The sequence below is a fragment of the Kitasatospora sp. Root107 genome, assembly GCF_001424875.1.
GTDB lineage: Bacteria > Actinomycetota > Actinomycetes > Streptomycetales > Streptomycetaceae > Kitasatospora.
The window spans coordinates 27397-47281 of sequence record NZ_LMCT01000001.1; the positions used below are offsets into that span (position 1 = coordinate 27397).

18 protein-coding genes are annotated in these 19885 nt (G+C 71.8%); 12 read left to right on the plus strand and 6 right to left on the minus strand.

Features of this window, described 5'->3' with window-relative positions; genetic code table 11:
• The first annotated feature begins 273 nt into the window (after nucleotides 1-273).
• Nucleotides 274-1920, plus strand: a complete 1647-nt coding sequence (locus ASC99_RS00110; protein ID WP_082598041.1) for a M4 family metallopeptidase — start codon at nucleotides 274-276, stop codon at nucleotides 1918-1920.
• Between the two features lie 70 nt (nucleotides 1921-1990).
• On the opposite strand, the gene ASC99_RS00115 is transcribed toward ASC99_RS00110, so the two are convergent.
• Nucleotides 1991-2314, minus strand: a complete 324-nt coding sequence (locus ASC99_RS00115; RefSeq protein WP_057226763.1) for a DUF3817 domain-containing protein — start codon at nucleotides 2312-2314, stop codon at nucleotides 1991-1993.
• Nucleotides 2315-2482: 168 nt separating this feature from the next.
• Here ASC99_RS00115 and ASC99_RS00120 point away from each other — a divergent pair, with 168 nt between their 5' ends.
• Genes ASC99_RS00120 through ASC99_RS00135 form a run of 4 tightly spaced genes read left to right on the plus strand, consistent with a single transcriptional unit; the run spans nucleotide 2483 to nucleotide 5280 of the window.
• Nucleotides 2483-3121, plus strand: a complete 639-nt coding sequence (locus ASC99_RS00120) for an AIM24 family protein (RefSeq protein WP_082598042.1) — start codon at nucleotides 2483-2485, stop codon at nucleotides 3119-3121.
• A complete protein-coding gene (locus ASC99_RS00125; RefSeq protein ID WP_057226768.1) occupies nucleotides 3121-3771 on the plus strand; it encodes an AIM24 family protein in 651 nt (216 codons plus the stop codon). The genes ASC99_RS00120 and ASC99_RS00125 overlap by 1 nt, the downstream gene beginning before the upstream one ends.
• Nucleotides 3771-4703, plus strand: a complete 933-nt coding sequence (locus ASC99_RS00130; protein WP_082597966.1) for an AIM24 family protein — start codon at nucleotides 3771-3773, stop codon at nucleotides 4701-4703. Before ASC99_RS00125 ends, ASC99_RS00130 begins: the two co-directional genes overlap by 1 nt.
• Nucleotides 4704-4758: 55 nt before the next feature.
• Nucleotides 4759-5280, plus strand: coding sequence for a MarR family winged helix-turn-helix transcriptional regulator (locus ASC99_RS00135; RefSeq protein ID WP_057226770.1), 522 nt, complete (start codon nucleotides 4759-4761; stop codon nucleotides 5278-5280).
• A gap of 152 nt (nucleotides 5281-5432) precedes the next feature.
• On the opposite strand, the gene meaB is transcribed toward ASC99_RS00135, so the two are convergent.
• The gene (gene meaB / locus ASC99_RS00140; protein ID WP_057226773.1) at nucleotides 5433-6389 is read right to left on the minus strand and encodes a methylmalonyl Co-A mutase-associated GTPase MeaB; all 957 of its coding nucleotides are present in this window, start codon (nucleotides 6387-6389) and stop codon (nucleotides 5433-5435) included.
• Between the two features lie 78 nt (nucleotides 6390-6467).
• On the minus strand, nucleotides 6468-7655 hold the full coding sequence (locus ASC99_RS00145; protein WP_082597967.1) for an acetyl-CoA C-acetyltransferase: 1188 nt from the start codon (nucleotides 7653-7655) through the stop codon (nucleotides 6468-6470).
• A 250-nt stretch (nucleotides 7656-7905) separates the two neighbouring features.
• Between ASC99_RS00145 and mce the strand changes: the two genes are divergently transcribed.
• The 3 genes from mce to ASC99_RS00160 all read left to right on the plus strand — a co-directional run bounded on the left by mce (nucleotide 7906) and on the right by ASC99_RS00160 (nucleotide 14124).
• The gene (gene mce / locus ASC99_RS00150) at nucleotides 7906-8337 is read left to right on the plus strand and encodes a methylmalonyl-CoA epimerase (RefSeq protein ID WP_057226780.1); all 432 of its coding nucleotides are present in this window, start codon (nucleotides 7906-7908) and stop codon (nucleotides 8335-8337) included.
• A 452-nt stretch (nucleotides 8338-8789) separates the two neighbouring features.
• On the plus strand, nucleotides 8790-13088 hold the full coding sequence (locus ASC99_RS00155) for a hypothetical protein (protein WP_057226783.1): 4299 nt from the start codon (nucleotides 8790-8792) through the stop codon (nucleotides 13086-13088).
• A 106-nt stretch (nucleotides 13089-13194) separates the two neighbouring features.
• Nucleotides 13195-14124 carry a hypothetical protein gene (locus ASC99_RS00160; RefSeq protein WP_057226788.1) on the plus strand — a complete coding sequence of 310 codons (930 nt, stop codon included), beginning with the start codon at nucleotides 13195-13197 and terminating at the stop codon, nucleotides 14122-14124.
• 223 nt (nucleotides 14125-14347) lie between these two features.
• Here ASC99_RS00160 and ASC99_RS00165 read toward each other — a convergent pair whose 3' ends face one another.
• The gene (locus ASC99_RS00165) at nucleotides 14348-15115 is read right to left on the minus strand and encodes an alpha/beta fold hydrolase (RefSeq protein ID WP_057226792.1); all 768 of its coding nucleotides are present in this window, start codon (nucleotides 15113-15115) and stop codon (nucleotides 14348-14350) included.
• A 90-nt stretch (nucleotides 15116-15205) separates the two neighbouring features.
• On the opposite strand from ASC99_RS00165, the gene ASC99_RS00170 reads away from it, so the two are divergent.
• Genes ASC99_RS00170 through ASC99_RS00180 form a run of 3 tightly spaced genes read left to right on the plus strand, consistent with a single transcriptional unit; the run spans nucleotide 15206 to nucleotide 17332 of the window.
• On the plus strand, nucleotides 15206-16201 hold the full coding sequence (locus ASC99_RS00170; RefSeq protein WP_057226795.1) for an ABC transporter ATP-binding protein: 996 nt from the start codon (nucleotides 15206-15208) through the stop codon (nucleotides 16199-16201).
• 1 nt (nucleotide 16202) lies between these two features.
• The gene (locus tag ASC99_RS00175; protein ID WP_057226798.1) at nucleotides 16203-16970 is read left to right on the plus strand and encodes an ABC transporter permease subunit; all 768 of its coding nucleotides are present in this window, start codon (nucleotides 16203-16205) and stop codon (nucleotides 16968-16970) included.
• Nucleotides 16971-16984: 14 nt separating this feature from the next.
• Nucleotides 16985-17332, plus strand: coding sequence for an NAD(P)-dependent oxidoreductase (locus tag ASC99_RS00180; protein WP_057226801.1), 348 nt, complete (start codon nucleotides 16985-16987; stop codon nucleotides 17330-17332).
• A 26-nt stretch (nucleotides 17333-17358) separates the two neighbouring features.
• Here the strand turns inward: ASC99_RS00180 and ASC99_RS38210 are convergent, their stop codons facing one another.
• Entirely contained in the window at nucleotides 17359-17688 is a 330-nt protein-coding gene (locus ASC99_RS38210) for a hypothetical protein (protein ID WP_057226803.1), read from the minus strand.
• A 361-nt stretch (nucleotides 17689-18049) separates the two neighbouring features.
• Here ASC99_RS38210 and ASC99_RS00190 point away from each other — a divergent pair, with 361 nt between their 5' ends.
• Complete coding sequence (locus ASC99_RS00190; RefSeq protein ID WP_057227919.1) at nucleotides 18050-19189, plus strand: LLM class flavin-dependent oxidoreductase; 1140 nt, start codon at nucleotides 18050-18052, stop codon at nucleotides 19187-19189.
• Nucleotides 19190-19266: 77 nt separating this feature from the next.
• On the opposite strand, the gene ASC99_RS00195 is transcribed toward ASC99_RS00190, so the two are convergent.
• Nucleotides 19267-19659 carry an SCO5389 family protein gene (locus ASC99_RS00195; protein ID WP_057226806.1) on the minus strand — a complete coding sequence of 131 codons (393 nt, stop codon included), beginning with the start codon at nucleotides 19657-19659 and terminating at the stop codon, nucleotides 19267-19269.
• Nucleotides 19660-19885 lie beyond the last annotated feature (226 nt).

The window sequence follows — 19885 nt, forward strand, 5'->3', positions numbered from 1 at the left end:
TATGCCACGGAGTCGATCAGGCCATCACACAGCGTGCCGAGCTGGCGGGAGCTGGCCAACTCTGAGCCGAGACCTGTCATTTCACCATGTGCATTGTCATGCTTCTGGCCAGCCCCGTAACGACATCGGCCGCCCCACCACTCCGGCCCGATGTCGCTTGACCGCACGGAGCAGCACGTCAGCATCCGCTCCGCCCCGACGGCACTAACCCCTGGTGCCACGGAGTGAGGTGCGACCGCGCACACGCGGTTGATCTTCGGAAGGAACCTGCACGTGAAGCGAAAGCTGACTGTCGGCGCCGCCCTCTCGGCCACTGTGATCCTCGCCAGTGCCATCCAGGTCAGCGTCGGAACGGCCCAGGCCGCCCCCGTTCCCGCGAGCAGCAAGGGTTCCACCCTGCAGCGCGCCGAGCTGAAGACCCTCGCCCAGTCGTACGCCACGACCGTGGCCAAGGCCGCCGGCCTCGGCGCCTCGGAGGCGCTGGTCGCCAAGGACGCCGTGGTGGACGCCAACGGCGCCAAGCACCTGCGCTTCGAGCGCACTTACGCCGGCCTGCCGGTGGTCGGTGGCGACCTGGTCGCGCACCTGAACCCGGTCGGCAAGGTCACCTCGGTGGACAAGGCCGCCGAGGCCACCATCGCGCTGCCGAGCCTGACCCCGTCCGTGCCGGCCGAGAAGGCGGCCAAGCAGGCCACCGGCGCCGTGCAGGCCACCGTGGGCCTGACCATCGACGAGGACGAGAGCCCGATCAAGGAGGTCACCGGCTCGACCCCCGCCAAGCTGGTGATCTGGGCCACCTCCGGCACCCCGCGTCTCGCCTACGAGACCGTCGTCGAGGGCGTCCGCGAGAGCGGCATACCCAGCGCCCAGAAGCTGGTCACCGACGCCGCCACCGGTGAGGTGCTCTCCACCCACGAGCAGTACCTCGCGGCCGCCGCCTCCGGCACCGGCAAGGGCGTGTTCGTCGGCTCGGTCCCGCTGACCACCAACTCCGCCAGCGGCACGTACCAGCTGAAGGACCCCAGCCGGGGCAACATGTACACCACCACGCTCAACAACAAGACCTCGGGCAACGGCACCCTGCTGACCGACACCGACAACGTCTGGGGCACCGGCCTGGTCTCCAGCAGCCAGTCGGCCGCCGTGGACGCCCAGTTCGGCGCAGCGGCCACCTGGGACTTCTACAAGAACTCGTTCGGCCGCCTCGGCATCCGCAACGACGGTGTCGGCGCCTTCAGCCGGGTGCACTACGGACGCAGCTACGTCAACGCGTTCTGGAGCGACCAGTGCTTCTGCATGACGTACGGCGACGGTGCCTCCAACACCCACCCGCTGACCGAGCTGGACGTGGCGGGCCACGAGATGACGCACGGCGTCACCTCCAACACCGCCGGCCTGAACTACTCGGGTGAGTCCGGCGGCCTCAACGAGGCCACCTCGGACATCTTCGGCACCATGGTCGAGTTCTCGGCGAACCTCGCGTCCGACAAGGGTGACTACCTGATCGGCGAGCTGATCAACATCAACGGTGACGGCACGCCGCTCCGTTACATGGACAAGCCCTCCAAGGACGGCGGCTCGGCGGACGCCTGGTACTCCGGCGTCGGCTCGGTCGACGTGCACTACTCCTCGGGCCCGGGCAACCACTTCTTCTACCTGCTCTCCGAGGGCAGCGGCGCCAAGACCATCAACGGCGTCAGCTACAACAGCCCGACCAGCAACGGCTCGACCCTGACCGGCATCGGCCGGGACAAGGCCGCGGCGATCTGGTACCGCGCGCTGACCGTGTACTGGACCTCCACCACCAACTACGCGGGCGCCCGTACCGGCACCCTCAGCGCGGCGGCGGACCTGTACGGCGCGGGCAGCGTCGAGTACAACGCGGTCGCGGCCGCCTGGGCCGGGGTCAACGTCAACTGACACCCCGTCTCCTGACACGCGAAAGCCCGGGCCCCTCGGAGGGGAGGCCCGGGCTTTCGTGTCGGGTGCGTCAGGCGGTGGCGGGCTGCCCGGCGGCCGGGTACTCGCCGCGCTCCTCCTTGGCCAGCATCCGCTCGGCCACGAAGCCGCCGAACGGCAGCACCGAGAGCACGAACAGGATCGCGCCGCGCTTGGCGTCCCAGCGCTGCTTCTGCCAGGCCAGCGCGAGGAAGACCACGTACAGCACGAAGAGGACGCCGTGCACCATGCCCATCACCGGCACCGCGTTGAAGTCGGTGGTGCGCTTGAGCACCGAGCAGACCAGCAGCAGCAGGAAGGACAGACCCTCGGGGGCGGACACGAGGCGCAGACGGTGGACAGCACTGCTCTTCACGACGGAACCTCACTACAGGTATCGACTGGCTTGTGAACCGGCGCACAAACCGGCCACCCATTATGACCCTTCCTTTACCTGCCACCGGCGCCCGGGGTGTGTACCGGATGTGTACCAGTGGCCGCCACCCTCTCCCGGCACCCGGGCAGCGGCCGCTATGGTCACCGCGTGGCTCAGTTTCGACTCCAGGGATCAAAGGTGCTCGCCGTCGACATGACGGGCGACGCGGTCAAGGCCCGCAACGGATGCATGGTTGCGTACACGGGCCAGATGAACTTCAAGAAGCTCAGCGGCGGTGGCAACGGCCTGCGCGGCATGGTCACCCGTCGGCTGACGGGTGAGCAGATGGAGGTCATGGAGGTCCAGGGGCAGGGCACCTGCTTCTTCGCCGACCGGGCCACCGAGGTCAACCTCGTACGGCTGAACGGCGAGACGCTGTTCGTCGAGGCGGACAACCTGCTCTGCACCGAGGGCAGCCTGCAGACCGGCACCAGCTTCACCGGCCTGAACGGGATGGCCTCCGGCACCGGCCTGTTCACCACCAAGGTGGACGGGCACGGCTGGGCGGCGCTCACCTCCAAGGGCCCGGCGATCATCCTCCGGGTCTCCCAGGGGCAGCCGCTCCGGGTGGACCCGGGCGCGTACGTCGCGCACACCGGCAACCTCAACCGCGCGCTGAAGTCCGGCGGCGGCTGGACCACGCTGATCGGCGAGGGCGGTGGCGAGGCGATGCAGGTGGAGTTCACCGGCGAGGGCCTGGTCTACATCCAGCCGTCCGAGCGGCTCACCTTCGGGGGCGACGTCTGATGCCGTTCACCAAGATCAACAGCAAGCTGATCGAGGCCAAGGTCTTCTCCGGGCAGCGGATCTTCAGCCAGCGCGGTTCGATGATCGCCTACACCGGCGAGGTCGCGTTCACCCCCAACCTGACCGGCGGTCAGGGCGGCGTGATGGGCATGATCGGCCGCCGGGTGGCCAACGAGGACGTCCCGCTGATGACCGTCGAGGGCCAGGGCACCGTGCTCTTCGGCCACGGCGGCCACCACATCCAGATCATCGAACTCACCGGCGACACCCTGAACGTCGAGGCCGACCGGCTGCTCGCCTTCGACGGCACGCTCCGGCAGACCACCGTCTTCCTCGGCTCGCAGGGCGGCGTGATGGGCATGGTGCGCGGCCAGGTCAGCGGACAGGGCCTGTTCACCACCCAGCTGAGCGGCCAGGGTTCGGTCGCGGTGATGGCGCACGGCGGCTTCGTCGAGCTGCCGATCACCCCGAACCAGCCGGTGCACGTCGACCCGCAGGCGTACGTCGCGCACCGCGGCCAGGTCCAGAACAAGCTGTCCACGTCGGTGGGTTGGCGCGACATGGTCGGACGCGGCTCCGGCGAGGCGTTCCAGCTGGAGCTCTCCGGCAACGGTGTGGTGTACGTCCAGGCGAGCGAGGAGAAGCTCTGATGTCCTACCCGCCTCAGTACCCGCCGCAGCAGCCGGGGTATCCGCAGCAGCAGCCTGGCTACCCGCCGCAGCCCGGCTACGGCGCCCCCCAGCAGCAGTACCCGGCACAGCCGCCGCAGCCCGGTTACGGCGCCCCCGAGGGCCCGCAGGTGCACGACGCGCACAGCCTGCCGGTCAACGACAACGTCAACCCGTACGCCTTCTCGGTCGACCTGAACGGCCCGTACTACCTGCAGAAGGGGAAGATGATCGCCTACTACGGCGACGTCCGCTTCTCCGGCATCGGCCACGGCTCGATCGACCGCGCACTCGGCCGCAACTTCAACTCCCCGCTGCACGCCACCGACTGGGTGGTGGCCGAGGGCCGGGGCAAGCTGCTGCTCGCCGACCGGGCCTTCGACCTCAACTCGTACGACCTGGAGAACGGCAACCTGACGGTCCGTTCGGGGAACCTGCTGGCCTTCGAACCGACCCTGGCGCTCAAGCAGTCGATCATCCCGGGCTTCCTCACCCTGATCGGGACCGGCAAGTTCGTGGCCGCCTCGAACGGCCCGGTGCACTTCGTCGAGCCGCCGATCCGGGTCGACCCGCAGGCCCTGGTCGGCTGGGCCGACTGCCCCGCACCCTGCCACCACTACGACCACGGCTACATGCACGGCGTGCTCGGCGGGCTGCGCCAGCTGACCGGGCTCGGCGGGGCTTCCGGTGAGGAGCACCAGTTCGAGTTCATCGGGGCCGGCACGGTGCTGATCCAGTCCAGTGAGACCCTGATGGCCGAGCGCTCGGTCGGCCTGGTGCACCAGGAGGCCGGCGTCCCCGGCGGCGGGTACGGCGTGCCGCAGCAGCAGGGCCACGGCCAGAGCCAGTTGCCCAACGTGAACGTCCCCGGGCTGGGGAATCTCGGCGACATCGGACGCCGTTTCGGCCTGTAGGCGGACCGGTTCGTCTAATTGTATAACTTTTAACAACCTCGGCTATAGTGTTGCCATGGACACCCCCGCCGACACCCCCGCAGCGGTCTCCTCCCCGTCGTCCTCGGCGGAGGGGGAGACCCCCTGGCTCTCCGCCAAGGAGCAGCAGTTCTGGCGTGCCCACCTGGAGGTCAGCCACCTGCTGGACTACCAGCTCGGCCGGGAGCTCCAGCCGCACGGCCTCGCCAACAACGACTACGAGATCCTGGTCGTGCTCTCCGAATCCCCCGACCGGCGGATGCGGATGACCGACCTGGCCACCGCCACCCTCCAGTCGAAGAGCCGGCTCTCGCACCAGATCACCCGGATGGAGAACGCCGGCCTGGTACTCCGTCAGGAGTGTCCGGGCGACCGCCGCGGCCTCTACGCCCACCTCACCGAACACGGCTGGGACATCCTGCAGAAGGTCGCCCCCGACCACGTCCGCTCGGTGCGCCACCACTTCATCGACCGCTTCACCCCCGAGCAGATCGACACCCTCTACGCGGCCCTCGCCCCGGTCGCCGACCACCTCCGCAGCCTGCGGGGAAGAAGCTGACGGCTCGGGCAAACGGTTCGAAGACAGGGGCTCGGGGAACTGCGACGCCAGCCTCATAAAAGGTGATCCGCGCGTAGGTGGCCAGGCACTTTCGCATGTGACCCCCGGCGCCAGATCTCCTCGCAGTTCCCCGAGCCCCTGGATAGTGCAACCTAAGCCCGTGTGAGACCTGCGACGAGCGTGTCCGCTGCTCCGTACGGGTCCAACGTGCCGTCAGCGACGCGTTCCGCCAAGGCGGACAGCTGCCGGTCACCGTGCAGGTCGCCGATCCGGGCCCGGAGGGTGGAGAGGGCGATCGCCTCGATCTCGTCCGCCGCCCGCCGCCGCCGGCGGACCGCGAGTTCGCCGGTCTCGGCCAGCCAGGCCCGGTGCTTCTCCAGGGCCTCGACCACCTCGTCGATGCCCTCGCCCCGGGCGGCCACGGTCTTCACGATCGGCGGCCGCCAGTCCCCCGCCCCGCGCGATTCGCCGAGGCCGAGCATGTGGTTGAGCTCGCGCGCGGTCGCGTCCGCGCCGTCCCGGTCGGCCTTGTTGACCACGAAGACGTCGCCGATCTCCAGGATTCCGGCCTTGGCCGCCTGGATGCCGTCCCCCATGCCGGGGGCGAGCAGCACCACGGTGGTGTCGGCCTGGGCGGCCACCTCCACCTCGGACTGGCCGACCCCGACGGTCTCCACCAGGATCACCTCGCAGCCGGCCCCGTCCAGCACCCGCAGGGCCTGCGGCGCCGTCCAGGACAGCCCCCCGAGGTGCCCCCGGGTGGCCATCGAGCGGATGAACACCTCCGGGTCGGTGGCGTGCTCCTGCATCCGTACCCGGTCACCGAGCAGCGCCCCGCCGGAGAACGGCGAGGAGGGGTCGACCGCCAGCACGCCGACCCGCTTGCCGAGCCGCCGGTATGCGGAGACCAGCGCGGAGGTCGAGGTCGACTTGCCGACACCGGGCGACCCGGTCAGCCCGACCGTGTACGCCTGCCCGGTGTACGGGGCCAACGCGGCCATCGCCTCCCGCAGTTGCGGGGCGGCGTTCTCCACCAGCGAGATCAGCCGCGCCACGGCGCGCGGGCGCCCCTCCCGGGCCTGCTCGACCAGCGTGGGGACGTCGATCATGCGCGTTGCTCCTCGGTCTCGCTAAGGACAGAGCCGCCGGACGGCATCGTCCGGCGGCCCCGACAGTACGTCAGCTGGTCAGGCCTTCGGCACCCGGACGATCAGTGCGTCGCCCTGGCCGCCACCGCCGCAGAGCGCGGCCGCGCCGACCCCGCCGCCACGGCGCTGGAGCTCCAGCGCCAGGGTCAGCACCACGCGGGCGCCGGACATCCCGATCGGGTGGCCGAGCGCGATCGCGCCGCCGTTCACGTTGACCTTGTCCTCGGTGACGCCGAGGTCCTTCATCGACTGGTGCGAGACGGCCGCGAAAGCCTCGTTGATCTCGATCAGGTCGAGGTCCTCGACGCCGATGCCCTCCTTGGAGAGGGCGTGCTTGATGGCGTTGGACGGCTGCGACTGGAGCGAGTTGTCCGGGCCCGCGACGTTGCCGTGCGCGCCGATCTCGGCGATCCAGCTCAGGCCCAGCTCCTCGGCCTTGGCCTTGCTCATCACGATCACCGCGGCGGCGCCGTCGGAGATCTGCGAGGCGGTGCCGGCCGTGATGGTGCCGTCCTTGGCGAAGGCCGGGCGCAGCTTGCCGAGCGTCTCCACGGTGGTCTCGGCGCGGATGCCCTCGTCCTGGCTGAAGACGACCGGGTCGCCCTTGCGCTGCGGGATCTCGACCGGGACGATCTCGGCGTCGAAGACGCCGTTCTTCTGCGCGGCGGCGGCGCGCTGGTGCGAGAGCGCAGCCAGCTGGTCCTGGACCTCGCGGCCGATGCCGAGCCGGGTGTTGTGGGTCTCGGTCGACTGGCCCATCGGGATGCCCTCGTAGGCGTCCGTCAGACCGTCGTGGGCCATCGAGTCGAGCATCTCGATCGCGCCGTACTTGAAGCCCTCGCGGGACTTCGGCAGCAGGTGCGGGGCGTTGGTCATCGACTCCTGACCGCCCGCGACCACGATGTCGAACTCACCCGCGCGGATCAGCTGGTCGGCCAGCGCGATCGCGTCCAGACCGGAGAGGCAGACCTTGTTGATGGTCAGCGCCGGGACGTTCATCGGGATGCCGGCCTTGACCGCGGCCTGGCGGGCGGGGATCTGGCCGGCTCCGGCCTGGAGCACCTGACCCATGATCACGTACTGGATCTGATCGGGGGTCAGACCGGCCCGCTCGACCGCGGCCTTGATCGCGAAGCCGCCGAGTTCGGCACCGGAGAATCCCTTGAGCGAGCCGAGCAGCCGGCCCATCGGGGTTCGGGCACCAGCGACGATCACTGAAGTAGTCATGAGACGAGCCCCTTCGCGCGTCAAGGCCATGAGGGTGTGGGGACGCGGCTCAATGTACTGACCCGTAACCCGTGCGTCACCGGAGCCGAGGTGTGATCAGCGGCACGTGTCACTGCCTGGTCAACACCGTGTCAGCGCAGCTTGGGTGAATTGTGAGCAGGCTCGCACGCGGCATGCTGGCGCTGCCTCAACTCCGTGCGCTGCACTGGTACCCACCCTTCAAACCCCTCACTCCTCCCGGAGGCCAGCCGTGCTGACCCGCATCGACCACATCGGGATCGCCTGCTTCGACCTGGACAAGACCGTCGAGTTCTACCGCGCCACCTACGGCTTCGAGGTCTTCCACAGCGAGGTGAACGAGGAGCAGGGCGTCCGCGAGGCGATGCTGAAGATCAACGACACCGGCGACGGCGGCGCCTCCTACCTCCAGCTGCTGGAGCCGACCCGGGAGGACTCCACGGTCGCCAAGTGGCTGGCGAAGAACGGCGAGGGCGTGCACCACATCGCCTTCGGCACCGCGGACGTGGACGGCGACGCGGCCGACATCAAGTCCAAGGGCGTCCGGGTGCTGTACGAGGAGCCCCGGATCGGCTCGATGGGATCCAGGATCACCTTCCTGCACCCGAAGGACTGTGGCGGCGTGCTGACCGAGCTGGTCACCTCGGCGACCACCGGGCACTGACGCCACGGGCGGGGCTGTGAGCCCCGCCCCAAGCGGGGCTTGAGACGCAGGCCCCGCCCACGACCCGTCGGTAACCTTGGAAAACCGGCACTCGCCCATTCCCCTGCGGGCCGCGCACACTACAATGCCGAAGTGCGCAAAGCTCCGGGGAGGACCGGTCCGGCGGGCACGGCCGGTGGCGGGGACAGCAAGGGCTGATCCCGGCACAAGGGGAGTCCACCAACCGGGCGCGGCTGTAGAGCTGTGGTCCGGATCTGTCACCATTCTCCACAGGCAAGAGTTCGCTCAGGAGTCCACTCGGACGGCGGAGCGCGAGTTCGTCGCGCGCCGGTGGCCGACGGCTCCGACCGTGGCACCCGCCACGGCTGCAAGGACCAGCTGATCCGGCCCCACGGTGGGGTTACCGGCCGGCCGGGTCGAGGACGCGACCAGGAGATGGATGGGACCGCGGAGTGCGGGGCAACGACCGCTACGAGGCTGACGATCACCTCTCCCAGTTCGAGGCCGAGATGGATCGGACTCGCAAGGAGCGGGACAAGACCGTCCAGCATGCCGAGGACCTCGCCTACCAGGTGGAGGTGCTCCGGGCCAAGCTGCACGAATCCCGTCGGCAGCTCTCCCAGCCGCGCGCCTTCGACTCCGTCTCCGGGCAGGCCGAGCAGCTCCTGCACAACGCCGAGATGCAGGCCCAGCAGCTCCGCGCGGACGCCGAGCGCCAGCTCCGCGAGTCGCAGGCGGCCACCCAGCGCCTGATGGCCGAGGCCGCCGAGCGCACCGCCCGGCTGGAGGCCGAGCTCGCCGCTCGCCGGCGCCAGCTGGACGACGAGCTGACCGAGCTCCGCCGCAGCGCCGAACGGCACGTCAACGAGAACGTCTCCTGGGCCGAGCAGACCAGGGCAGGGACGGAGCAGGAGTCCCAGCGGCTGCTCCAGGAAGCCCGCGCCGAGGCCGAGCGGATGGTCACCGCCGCCCGCGCCGAGGCCGCCGCACTGGCCGACCACGCCCGCGCGCAGACCGCCGCCGACGTGGACGCCGCCCGGGGCGAGGCGCAGGCCGCCGTGGAAGCCGCGCTGGTCCGCGCGCAGAACGACGCCGAGCGACTGCTCAGGGCCGCCTCCGAGCAGGCCCAGCAGGCCAACGCGCAGGCCGAGGCGGTCACCGGCGAGGCCCAGCAGCAGCTGGCCGGCGCGCAGGCCGCTGCCGACCAGCAGCTCGCGGTGGCCCAGGCCGAGATCACCCAGCTCAAGCAGCAGGCCGCCGAGGACCAGCAGCGCGCCACCGAGGCGCTGGACCAGGCTCAGGCGGAGATAGAGCGGCTGCGTACCGAGGCACTGGCCGAGGCCGAGCGGGCCCGGCAGGAGGCCGCCGAGCTGCGCGCCCGCGCCGAGGCCGCCGCCGAGCAGCTGCAGATCGAGGCGGAGGCCGCGGTGCAGCGGCTGGTCGCCGACGGCGAGGCCGCCAGCGACCAGCGTTCGCAGACCGCCAAGGCCGAGATCGCCCGGATGGTGGCCACCGCCACCAAGGAGACCGACCGGATCAAGGCCGACGCCGCCAACGCCAAGGCCGAGGCGGAGGCCGCCAGGGCCGCCGCCGCCGAGGAGAGCGAGCGGCTGCGCGGCGCGGCCGAGAGCGTCGCGGCCCAGCTGCGGGCCGAGGCCGAGGCGACCATCGCCGCGCTGCGGGCCGAGGCCGAGCAGGAGATCGCCGCGCTGCGTGCCGAGGCACAGGCCGCCGCCGAGCAGCTGGCCGCCGAGGCCCGGGAAGCCGGCCGGGCCGAGGGGGCCAAGGACGCCACCGTGCACCTGGTCAAGGCCGCCAAGCAGGCCGACGAGGCGGTGACCCGGGCCAGGGCCGAGGCCGAGGCCACCGTGGCGGCGGCCGGCGCCGAGGCAGAGCGACTGCTGGCCGAGGCGGACGCCGAGGCCGGGCAGCTGCGCGAGCAGGCCAGGGCCGCGATGGAGCAGGCCCAGAACGCCGCGCTGGAGGATGCCGCCGCACTCCGCGAGCAGATCCGCCAGGCCCACGACGAGGCTGCCCAACTCCGGGCCGAGGCCGAGGAGTTGCGCACCCGGGCGGCCGCCGAGGCAGAGCGGGTGGAGAGCGAGGCCCGGCGGCAGGCGGTGCTCCGGATCGAGGAGTCCGCGAAGACCGCCGAGGAGCTGCTCACCAAGGCCAAGACCGACGCGGACGAGCTGCGCGCGGGTGCGGCCGCCGAGGTGGAGCGGCTGCGCGAGCAGACCGAGGCGCAGGCCGTGGAGACCCAGGGCCGGGCCGAGCAGACGCTCGCCAGGGCCAGGGCCGAGGCCGAGAAGCTGGTCGCCGGAGCCGAGCAGCAGGGCCAGGACGCGATCACCTCGGCGAAGGCCGCCGCCGCCGAGAACCGGGGCGCCGCCGAGCGGGAGACCGCCGAACTGCGCCGCGAGGCAACCGAGTTCGACCAGCGGGTGCGCGCCGAGGCGCAGGCCGCCGCCGAGCAGCTGGCCGCCGAGGCCCGGGAGACCGCCGAGGCGACCCGTACCGAGGCCGCCGAGTGGGCCGACAACCACCGTGCCGGAGCCGAGAGTTGGGCTCTCCAGCAGCGTGGCGAGGCGGAGGCCGATGCCAACGCCCTGCGCGAGGAGAGCCGCCGCGAGCGGGCCGAGGCGAGTGCCGCGCTGGAGCGTGAGCAGCGCGAGACCGCCGACCTGCTGACCGCCGCCCGGGCCGAGCGGACCGAGGCCGGCACCGCCGCCGCCGAACTGCGCGCCGCCGCCGAGCGGGAGACCGCCGAGCTGCGCGCCGCCGCCGAGGCCGCAAGCGCCGAGCTGACCGAGCGGACCGCCGCCGAGGCCGCCGAACTCCGGGCGACCGCCGAGGCCGAGACCACCGCGCTGCGCGCCCGGGTCGCCGCCGAGACCACCGAACTGACCGAGCGGACGGCCGCCGAGACGGCCGAACTCCGCGCCGCCGCCGAGGCCGAGGCCGGTGAGCTGCGCGCTGAGGCCGCCCGGGAGCTGGCCGAGGCGCAGGAGCGGGCCGCCACCGCCGTCACCGAGGTCGGCGAGCTGCGCACCGAGGCCACCGCCGAGATCGCCGAGCTCCGGTCCACGGCCGAACGCAAGGCGGCCGAGCTGGTCTCCGCCGCCGAGGACGAGGCCGCCGAGACCCGGCAGTCGGTGGCCGGTCTGTACGAGACCGCCTCCCAGCAGATCGCCGAACTCCGCGCCACCGCCGAGCGGGAGAGCACCGAGACCCGCGAGCTGGCGGAGCTGGAAGCGGCCGAACTGCGCGAGATCGCCGACCGGGAGACCGCCGAGCTGCGCGCCGCCGCCGAGGCCGAGGCCACCGCGCTGCACGAGCGGACCGCAGCTGAGCTGACCGCCGACCGCGAGCGGACCGCCGCCGAGATCGGGCAGCAGCGGGCCGAGGCGCAGGCGTACGACCAGCGGCTGCGGGCCGAGGCGGAGGCCGAGCGGGCGGACGCGCTGGGCTTCGCCGAGCAGTGCCGCGCGGAGGCCGAGGCGCAGGCCAGGCAGACCACTCACGACGCGGACGAGCGAGCTGCGGCCGCCGTCGCCGAGGCGGAGGACTTCGCCGCCGCGCTGCGGGCCGAGGCCGAGGAGTACGCGCTGGCCACCCGCACCCTGGCGGAGGACTACGAGAACGCCACCCGGAGCCGGGCCGACGCGTACGACCGGGAGACCAGGGAGGCCGCCGAGCAGTTCGACCGGGCCACCCGGGAGCAGGCCAAGTCGGTGCTGGAGCGGGCGTTCGCGGACGCCGAGTCGCTGGGCGAGGACGCCCAGGCCACCGCGCTGGCCACCACCGCCGCCGCCGAGGAGCAGGCCGACGCGATGGTGGCGGCCGCCCGCAAGGAGGCCGAGCGGCTCACCGCCGCCGGCGAGGCGGCCGGGCAGGGCGAGGTCGAGCGAGCGAGGGCGGACGCCGACGCGCTGCTCTCCGAGGCCCGTCGGGACGCCACCGCGGTCCGCGAGCGGGCGGAGGAGCTCCGCGAGCGCACCGATGCCGAGATCGAGGCGCTGCACGAGCGGGCCCGCAAGGAGAACGCGCAGGCCATGAAGTCGGCCGGCGAGCGGGTGGACACCCTGGTGACGGCGGCTCAGGAGCAGCTCACCGAGGCCGAGGAGCAGTCCGCCAAGGCGGTCGCCGACGCCGAGGCGAAGGCGGCGAAGCTGGTCTCCGACGCCGAGGAGAAGGCGGCCGAGCTCACCTCGGAGGCATCGGCGGAGGCCGGCAAGGTCCGGATCTCCGCGGTCCGCAAGGCCGAGGGCCTGCTCAAGGAGGCGGACCAGAAGCTCGCCGACTCCACGGCGCGCGCCGACAAACTGCGCACCGAGGCGGAGGAGCGGCTGAAGTCCGCTCAGGAGGAGGCCGAGCAGCAGCTCGAAGCCGCCTCCGAGCAGGCCGAGAAGCGACTGCGGCGGGCCGACGAGGGAGCGGAGGAGCAGCTCTCCCAGGCGGCAGAGGAGGCCGAGCGACTGCTGTCCGAGGCACGGGCCGAGGCGCAGCGCGTGACCGACGAGGGTCGCCGGGAGTTGGACGAGCTGGTGCGCCGGCGCAAGGACATCAACACCGAGATCTCTCGGGTGCAGGATGTGCTGTCCGCGTTGGAGGCCTTTGAGGCACCGTCACCGGTCGTGCAGGGCAACGGGGGAAGCAGTGGCAAGAAGGACGGCGCGCCGAAGGCCGGTGCCGGAGTGGGTACGCCCCGTTCGGGTGGCAATCGCTCCGGTGGCGCACCACCCGATTGAGCGGACATTGTCCGTGAAGCAACGGCGTTTCGCCGTCGACACTCCGATAACGTGTCAGGATTCCCCCAACCACCTCAGCGGTTAACGACAGGAAGCCCAGAACCCCATGAGCGACAGTCACTCCCCTCACGGCTTCGACCTGGTGCGCCGTGGGTACGAGCGCGCCCAGGTCGACGAGCGGATCACCAAGCTGGTGGCCGACCGCGACTCCGCGCTGTCCAGGATCGGCGCGCTGGAGAAGCGCATCGAGGAGCTCCACCTGGAGACCCAGAGCGCCCAGGCCGCGGTCAGCGACGCCGAGCCGTCGTACGCCGGGCTCGGTGCCCGGGTCGAGAAGATCCTCCGCCTTGCCGAGGAGGAGGCGAAGGACCTGCGCGACGAGGCGCACCGCGCCGCCGAGCAGCACCGCGAGTTGGCCGAGGCAGCCGCGCAGCAGGTCCGGACCGAGGCGGAGAACTACGCCAAGGACCGCAAGGCCAAGGCCGAGGACGAGGGTCTGCGGATCGTCGACAAGGCCAAGAGCGACAGTGCCCAGCTGCGCGCCGAGGCCAACAAGGACGCGCAGAACAAGCGCGAGGAGGCGGACGCCCTCTTCGAGGAGACCCGCACCAAGGCCGCCCAGGCCGCGCTGGAGTTCGAGACCAACCTGGCCAAGCGCCGCGAGCAGTCCGAGCGTGACCTGGCGGCCCGTCAGGCCAAGGCCGAGAAGCGTCTGGCCGAGATCGAGCACCGGGCCGAGCAGCTCCGCCTGGAGGCCGAGAAGCTCCGTACCGACGCCGAGCGCCGCGCCCGCCAGACGGTGGAGACGGCCCAGCGCCAGTCCGAGGACATCGTGGCCGACGCGAACGCCAAGGCCGACCGGATCCGCAGCGAGTCCGAGCGCGAGCTGGCGGCGCTCACCAACCGCCGCGACTCGATCAACGCCCAGCTCACCAACGTGCGCGAGATGCTCGCCACGCTGACCGGCGCGGCCGTGGCCGCCGCCACCCTGCCGGCCGACGACGCCCTCGGCGTGCCGGCCCAGCAGTCCCGCTGACGCCTGATCACATCGGGCCCGCACTCCCCACCAGGGGGTACGGGCCCGTTTGTCATGGCACACGGTGCGCCATCAGGGGCTCGGGGAACTGCGACGCCGACCCTTACAAGGTGATCCGTACGTAGGTGGTCAGGCACTTTCGCAGTGACCCGCACGCCAGATCTCCTCCAGATCTCCTCGCAGTTCCCCGAGCCCCTGGACCGTAACCAGCTGAGGCCCTGCGCTAGCAGCGCCGCAGTAGCGCCCGGACCACCGCCGTGAAGCTCTCCGGCGCCTCCAGCGAACTCAGGTGCCCGACCCCGGGGATGACGGTCAGTTCGGCGTCGGGGAGGGTCTCGGCCATCACCCTGGCCTCCGCCAGCGGCGTCAGCGCGTCGTGCTCGCCGACCACCACGGCGGCCGGTACCGACAGGCCGGCCAGGGTGGGCAGCGAGTCGGGCCGGGCGGCCATCGCCCGCTGCGCCCAGGCCACCGCCTGCGGGGACGCCTCGGCGATCATCGCCCGGACCCGGTCGGCCAGTTCGGGGTCGACGGCCGGGCCGAGCAGGCCGTCCTCGATCTTCTCCTCCGCCAGGATCCGGACGCTGTTCCTGGCCAGCACCGCACTGGCGATCCGCTCCCGGTTGGCCCGGGCGGCGTCGCCGTCCGCGACCGCCTTGGTGCCCGCCAGCAGCAGCCCGGAGATCCGCTCGGAGTGCCGGCGGGCGAAGGCCATCGCCACGTACCCGCCCATCGACAGGCCGCCGATCACCGCCCGCTCGATCTCCAACTCGTCCAGCACCGCCGCGATGTCGTCCGCGACCAGGTCGAGCGAGGGCGCCCCCTCGGCCGGGGCCGAGCCGCCGAAGCCGCGCTGGTCCGGTGTGATCACCAGGGCGACGTCCGCGAGCGAGTCGGTCTGGGCCTGCCACATCCGGGCGGCCAGCGGGAAGGCGTGCAGCAGCACCAGTGGCGTACCTGTGCCGTGCGCGGTGAAGGCGGGGAGAGTCATGACACCACCGTAGAGCGGCTCGCCGATCGGCCGAGGCAGCGCGCTGGCCTGTCCGAATTGTCATAGCCTGACGGAGAGTAAGGAGCGCAGATGATCGAGCTGCACGAACTGACGAAACGTTACGGCGACACCCTCGCGGTGGACGGCCTGAGCTTCCAGGTACCGCAGGGCGTGGTCACCGGATTCCTCGGCCCGAACGGCGCGGGCAAGTCCACCACCATGCGGATGATCCTCGACCTGGACCGGCCGACCAGTGGCAAGGTCACCATCGACGGCCGGCGGTACGGGCAGCTGAACGAGCCGCTCAAGTACATCGGCGCCCTGCTGGAGGCGAAGGCCGTGCACCCCGGCCGGACCGCCTACGACCACCTGCTCTGGCTGGCCCAGAGCAACCGCATCCCGCGCAAGCGGGTGGACGAGGTGCTCGCCCTGGTCGGGCTGAGCTCGGTCGCGAAGAAGCGCTCCCGGGGCTTCTCGCTCGGCATGGGCCAGCGGCTCGGCATCGCCTCCGCACTGCTCGGCGACCCCGAGATCCTGATGTTCGACGAGCCGGTGAACGGGCTCGACCCCGAAGGCATCCTGTGGATCCGCAACCTGATGAAGGGTCTGGCCTCCGAGGGCCGCACGGTCTTCGTCTCCTCGCACCTGATGAGCGAGATGGCGCTGACCGCCGACCACCTGGTGGTGATCGGCCAGGGCAAGCTGCTGGCCGACCTCTCGATGGCGGACTTCATCAAGCAGAACTCCCGCTCGGCGGTCCGGATCCGCACCCCGCACGTGGAGCAGCTGCTCACCGCCCTGCACGGAGCCGGGCTGAACGCCGAGGCCCGCCCTGACGGCTCGTACGAGATCGAGGACGGCGACCTCGCCCACATCGGCGAGCTGGCCGCCGCACACGGGGTGACCCTGCACGAGCTGAGCCCGCAGCAGGCGTCGCTGGAGGAGGCCTTCATGCAGATGACGGCGGACTCCGTGGAGTACCACGCGGGCAACGGGGAGGGCCGGGACGCGGCGGGCGCCTGGGGCGCCGCCTGGCAGCCCCGGGACGCGGCCGCAGCCGACCCCGCCGCCGGTAAGGAGAACTGAGATGGCGTCATTCCCCGCAGTCCTGCAGTCCGAGTGGACCAAGATCCGCAGCGTCCGCTCCACCGTCTGGACGCTCGCCCTCACCTTCGTCATCACGCTGGGCATCGGCGCGCTGCTCTCGCTGCTCACCAAGAACAACTTCAGCGAGTTCGCCGGCGCCGGCGACAGCCCGTTCGACGCCACCGGGACGGCCTTCTCCGGCATCCTGCTGGGCGAGCTGGCGATCATCGTCTTCGGCGTACTGGCGGTCGGCAACGAGTACAGCAGCGGCATGATCCGGGTCTCGCTGGCCGCCGTCCCGCAGCGGGCCACCCTGCTGCTCGGCAAGGCCGCCGTGCTCGGCGCACTCGCCCTGGTCGTCGCGCTGGTCACCGCCTTCACCACGTTCTTCGTCGGCCAGTCCCTGCTCGGCGGCCACTCCACCACGATCGGCTCACCGCACGTGCTGCGGGCGGTCTTCGGGGCGGCGCTCTACCTGACCATGCTCTGCCTGTTCTCGGCGGGCGTGACCGCCATGCTGCACAACCAGACCCTGGCGCTCGGCGTGCTGGTGCCGTTCTTCTTCCTGCTCTCGCCGATCCTCTCGGCGGTGCCGAAGGTGAAGACCCTGGCCCACTACTTCCCCGACTACGCGGGCTCCCGAATGCTGCTGGTCTACGAGCAGACCGACCAGCCGTACGGCCCCTGGGCCGGCTTCGCCATCTGCCTGGCCTGGACGGCGGCCGCCATCCTCGGCGGCATCCTGGTCCTGAAGAAGCGCGACGCCTGACGCCCACGGCGGCGGTGGCCGAGTTCGCGCTGGCCCAACTGCCGGCGCTGCTGCGCAGCCTGACGGAGCACAACACCGGAGCACAACACCGGGGCACGTGGCCGAGGACCGTGCAGCGGCCGCGACAGCTCTCCGAACTCCGGCTGGGTGTCCTGGGCTTCGGGCTGATCGGTCGGGCGCTGACGGCCCGTGCAACGGCGCTGGGGATGCCGGTGAGCGCGTACAGCCGGTCGCTGACCGCCGAGGACGCCGAGCGGCTGGGCGTCCGCCGGGCCGGTTCGGTGCCGGCACCGCTGGCCGAGGCGGACGTGCTCACCGCGCGGGGCGACATCGTGGACCGGATCGCCGCCGTACTGGCCTAGCCGCCGTGCTCGCCTAACAGCCGAGGCTAGTAGCGCGGAGCGCCGCGACCGCGCTGCAGGTTGGAGGTGCGCCGTTCGCGCGCCGTCCAGCAGGCCCGGTGCCAGTGGCGCCGGTCGTCGACGCCGCCGCCGTGGGCGGGCCAGGCGACCACGTGGCCGACGCCCGGGGGGATCTCCTGGTCGCAGCCCGGACACCGGTAGTGGCGCCCGGCGGTACCCGCCACAGTCTGCACCACCCACTCCTCGCCGCCGTACTCCTCGGTGCGGCGGAGGGAGGCGCCGAGCGGGGTGCCGGCGGGCTCGGTGGTGGTGGCGGCGGCGGTCCACTTCCGCTGCTGGTTACGACGGGGCGACACGTCTGCACCTCTCGGTGGGCTCTGACTGGTCGTTCCAGGGTAAGGGCCTCCGACAGCGGAGAGACCCCCCGACCGACGGAGGCCCAAAGCACTACCACGGGAGCCGGTGGGCCTTCACGGTTTCCTCGGAGATCCACCCGATCTTCGGTCAATTGGGCCGTTCCGCGTGCCATTGGCACATGACATCGGTTACTCAACAAGGTGACAAGGCGGGGCTCGCAGACCCTGCGGCACCCGAGGAGGCCACCCGATGACCAAGACCAGTCCGCTGAACGGTAGTCAGGTCGACAGCTCACCCACTGCCCCGGCCCGCAGAACACTGCCGCTGCCGAGCATCCGGCAGCCCCCGGCCACCGACTCGATCCGGGTCGGCGCGTTCCTGCTGTCCGCCCAGTTCCCCGGCCAGAGCCATGCCCAGGCGCTCGAACGGACCGTCAGCGCCGCCGTCACGGCGGAACGTTCCGGCCTGGACTCGGTGTGGCTCGCCGAGCACCACTTCGTCCCGTACGGCGTCTGCCCGAACGCGGCGACCCTGGCGGCCCTGCTGCTCGGCCGGACCAGGCGGATCGGGGTCGGCACCGCCGTCAGCGTGCTCTCCACCACCCACCCGGTCTCGCTCGGCGAGCAGGCCGCGCTGCTGCACCTGACCTCGGGCGGACGGTTCACCCTCGGGGTCGGGCGCGGCGGTCCGTGGATCGACCTGAACGTCTTCGGCACCGGGGTGGCCGCCTACGAGGAGGGCTACACCGAGCGGCTCGACCTGCTGCTGCGCTGGCTGCGCGGCTCCCGGGTCGGCGCGGACGGACCGCAGTTCAGCTTCCCCGAGGTGGCCGTGGTGCCCCGGGCCGACAGCAGGGCCGACAGCCGGGCGGAGGTGCCCGGGCACGAGCTGGCGGGCTGGCTGGAGGGGCGGTCCGGCACGCTGCACCGGTTCCCCCGGCAGCGGCTGGACGGCGCGCCCCGGGCCGAATCCGCCGGGCCGCCCGTGGTGGTGGCCTGCACCTCGCCCGGCGGGGTCCGCACGGCCGCCGAGCGCGGCCTGCCGATGCTGCTCGGGATGCACTCGGGCGACGAGGACAAGGTGCAGATGCTGGCCGCCTACCGAGCGGCCTGGCGGGCCTGCGGCCGGGGCGAGGAGCAGCTGGCCCGGGTCGAGCGGGAGCACCTGGCGGCCGGGGTGGTGCAGATCGCCGACCGGACCTCGGAGGCCAGGGCCAGGCTGCTCGGCGCGATGCCGGGCTGGTTCGAGCACGGGCTCGGCGCACACCGCACGGTGGACGGCCGGGAGCGCCGGATGCGCGACCCGCGCGAGTACACCGAACTGCTCTGCGACCTGCACGCGGTGGGCACGCCCCGGCAGTGCGCGGACCGGCTGCTGGCCACCGCCGAACGGACCGGGCTGCGGCGCTTCGCGCTGCTCGCCGAGGGGTCGGGCGAGCACGCCGCGACCATGGCCAACATCGCCCGGCTCGGCTCCGAGGTGCTCCCGCAGCTGAGCTGAGCTGCGCTGCGTTGAACCGGAGCTGAGCGGACCGAAGGGCCGCCCCCGTGACGCACGGGGGCGGCCCTTCGGACTGCTCAGCAGTCGCGCAGTTCGTCCGACTGGTTGAGCAGCTGGGCCCGGACCGAGGTGAAGCGGGCGTACCGCTCCTCGGTCGAGTCGGCGGGCGCGAAGACCGCCACCCGGTGGCAGTTCTGGAACGCCAACCGGACCCCGAAGTGCCGCTGCAGCGCACCTCGGATCGCGTCGCTGGCCATCGCGCGCAGCAGCTGGCCACGGGCCTGCTCGCTGGGCGGCGGTACTTGGTTGTCGGCGAATTCGGTGCCGTCGACCTTGACCTGGGCAACCAGCGAACTGATCAGCTCCCAGGCGTACGGGAGAGAGGTGCGGACGCAGTCGACGAACTCCCTCTCGTCGACCTCTCCTCTCTCGGCCTTCTCCAGCAGGGCTGGTGAGACGTCGAGCGACATGGGTTCTCCTCTCGCGGTCCACCCGGCATGGCCGCCGGGTGGTCTTGCCGTGTCTTTGGTGCGGTGGTGCCTTGGTGCGGGTGGTGCCGTGCCGTGAGTGGTGCCGTTCCGGTCCCGCTGCCGTGCTCTGCTCGTGCCTGCCGTGAAGGTGGCGTTACGGTGCCGTGGTGATCATGGGTGTCGGCCGGGCTGACGCCGGCTCAGGGCATGCCTGATGCCCCCGCGC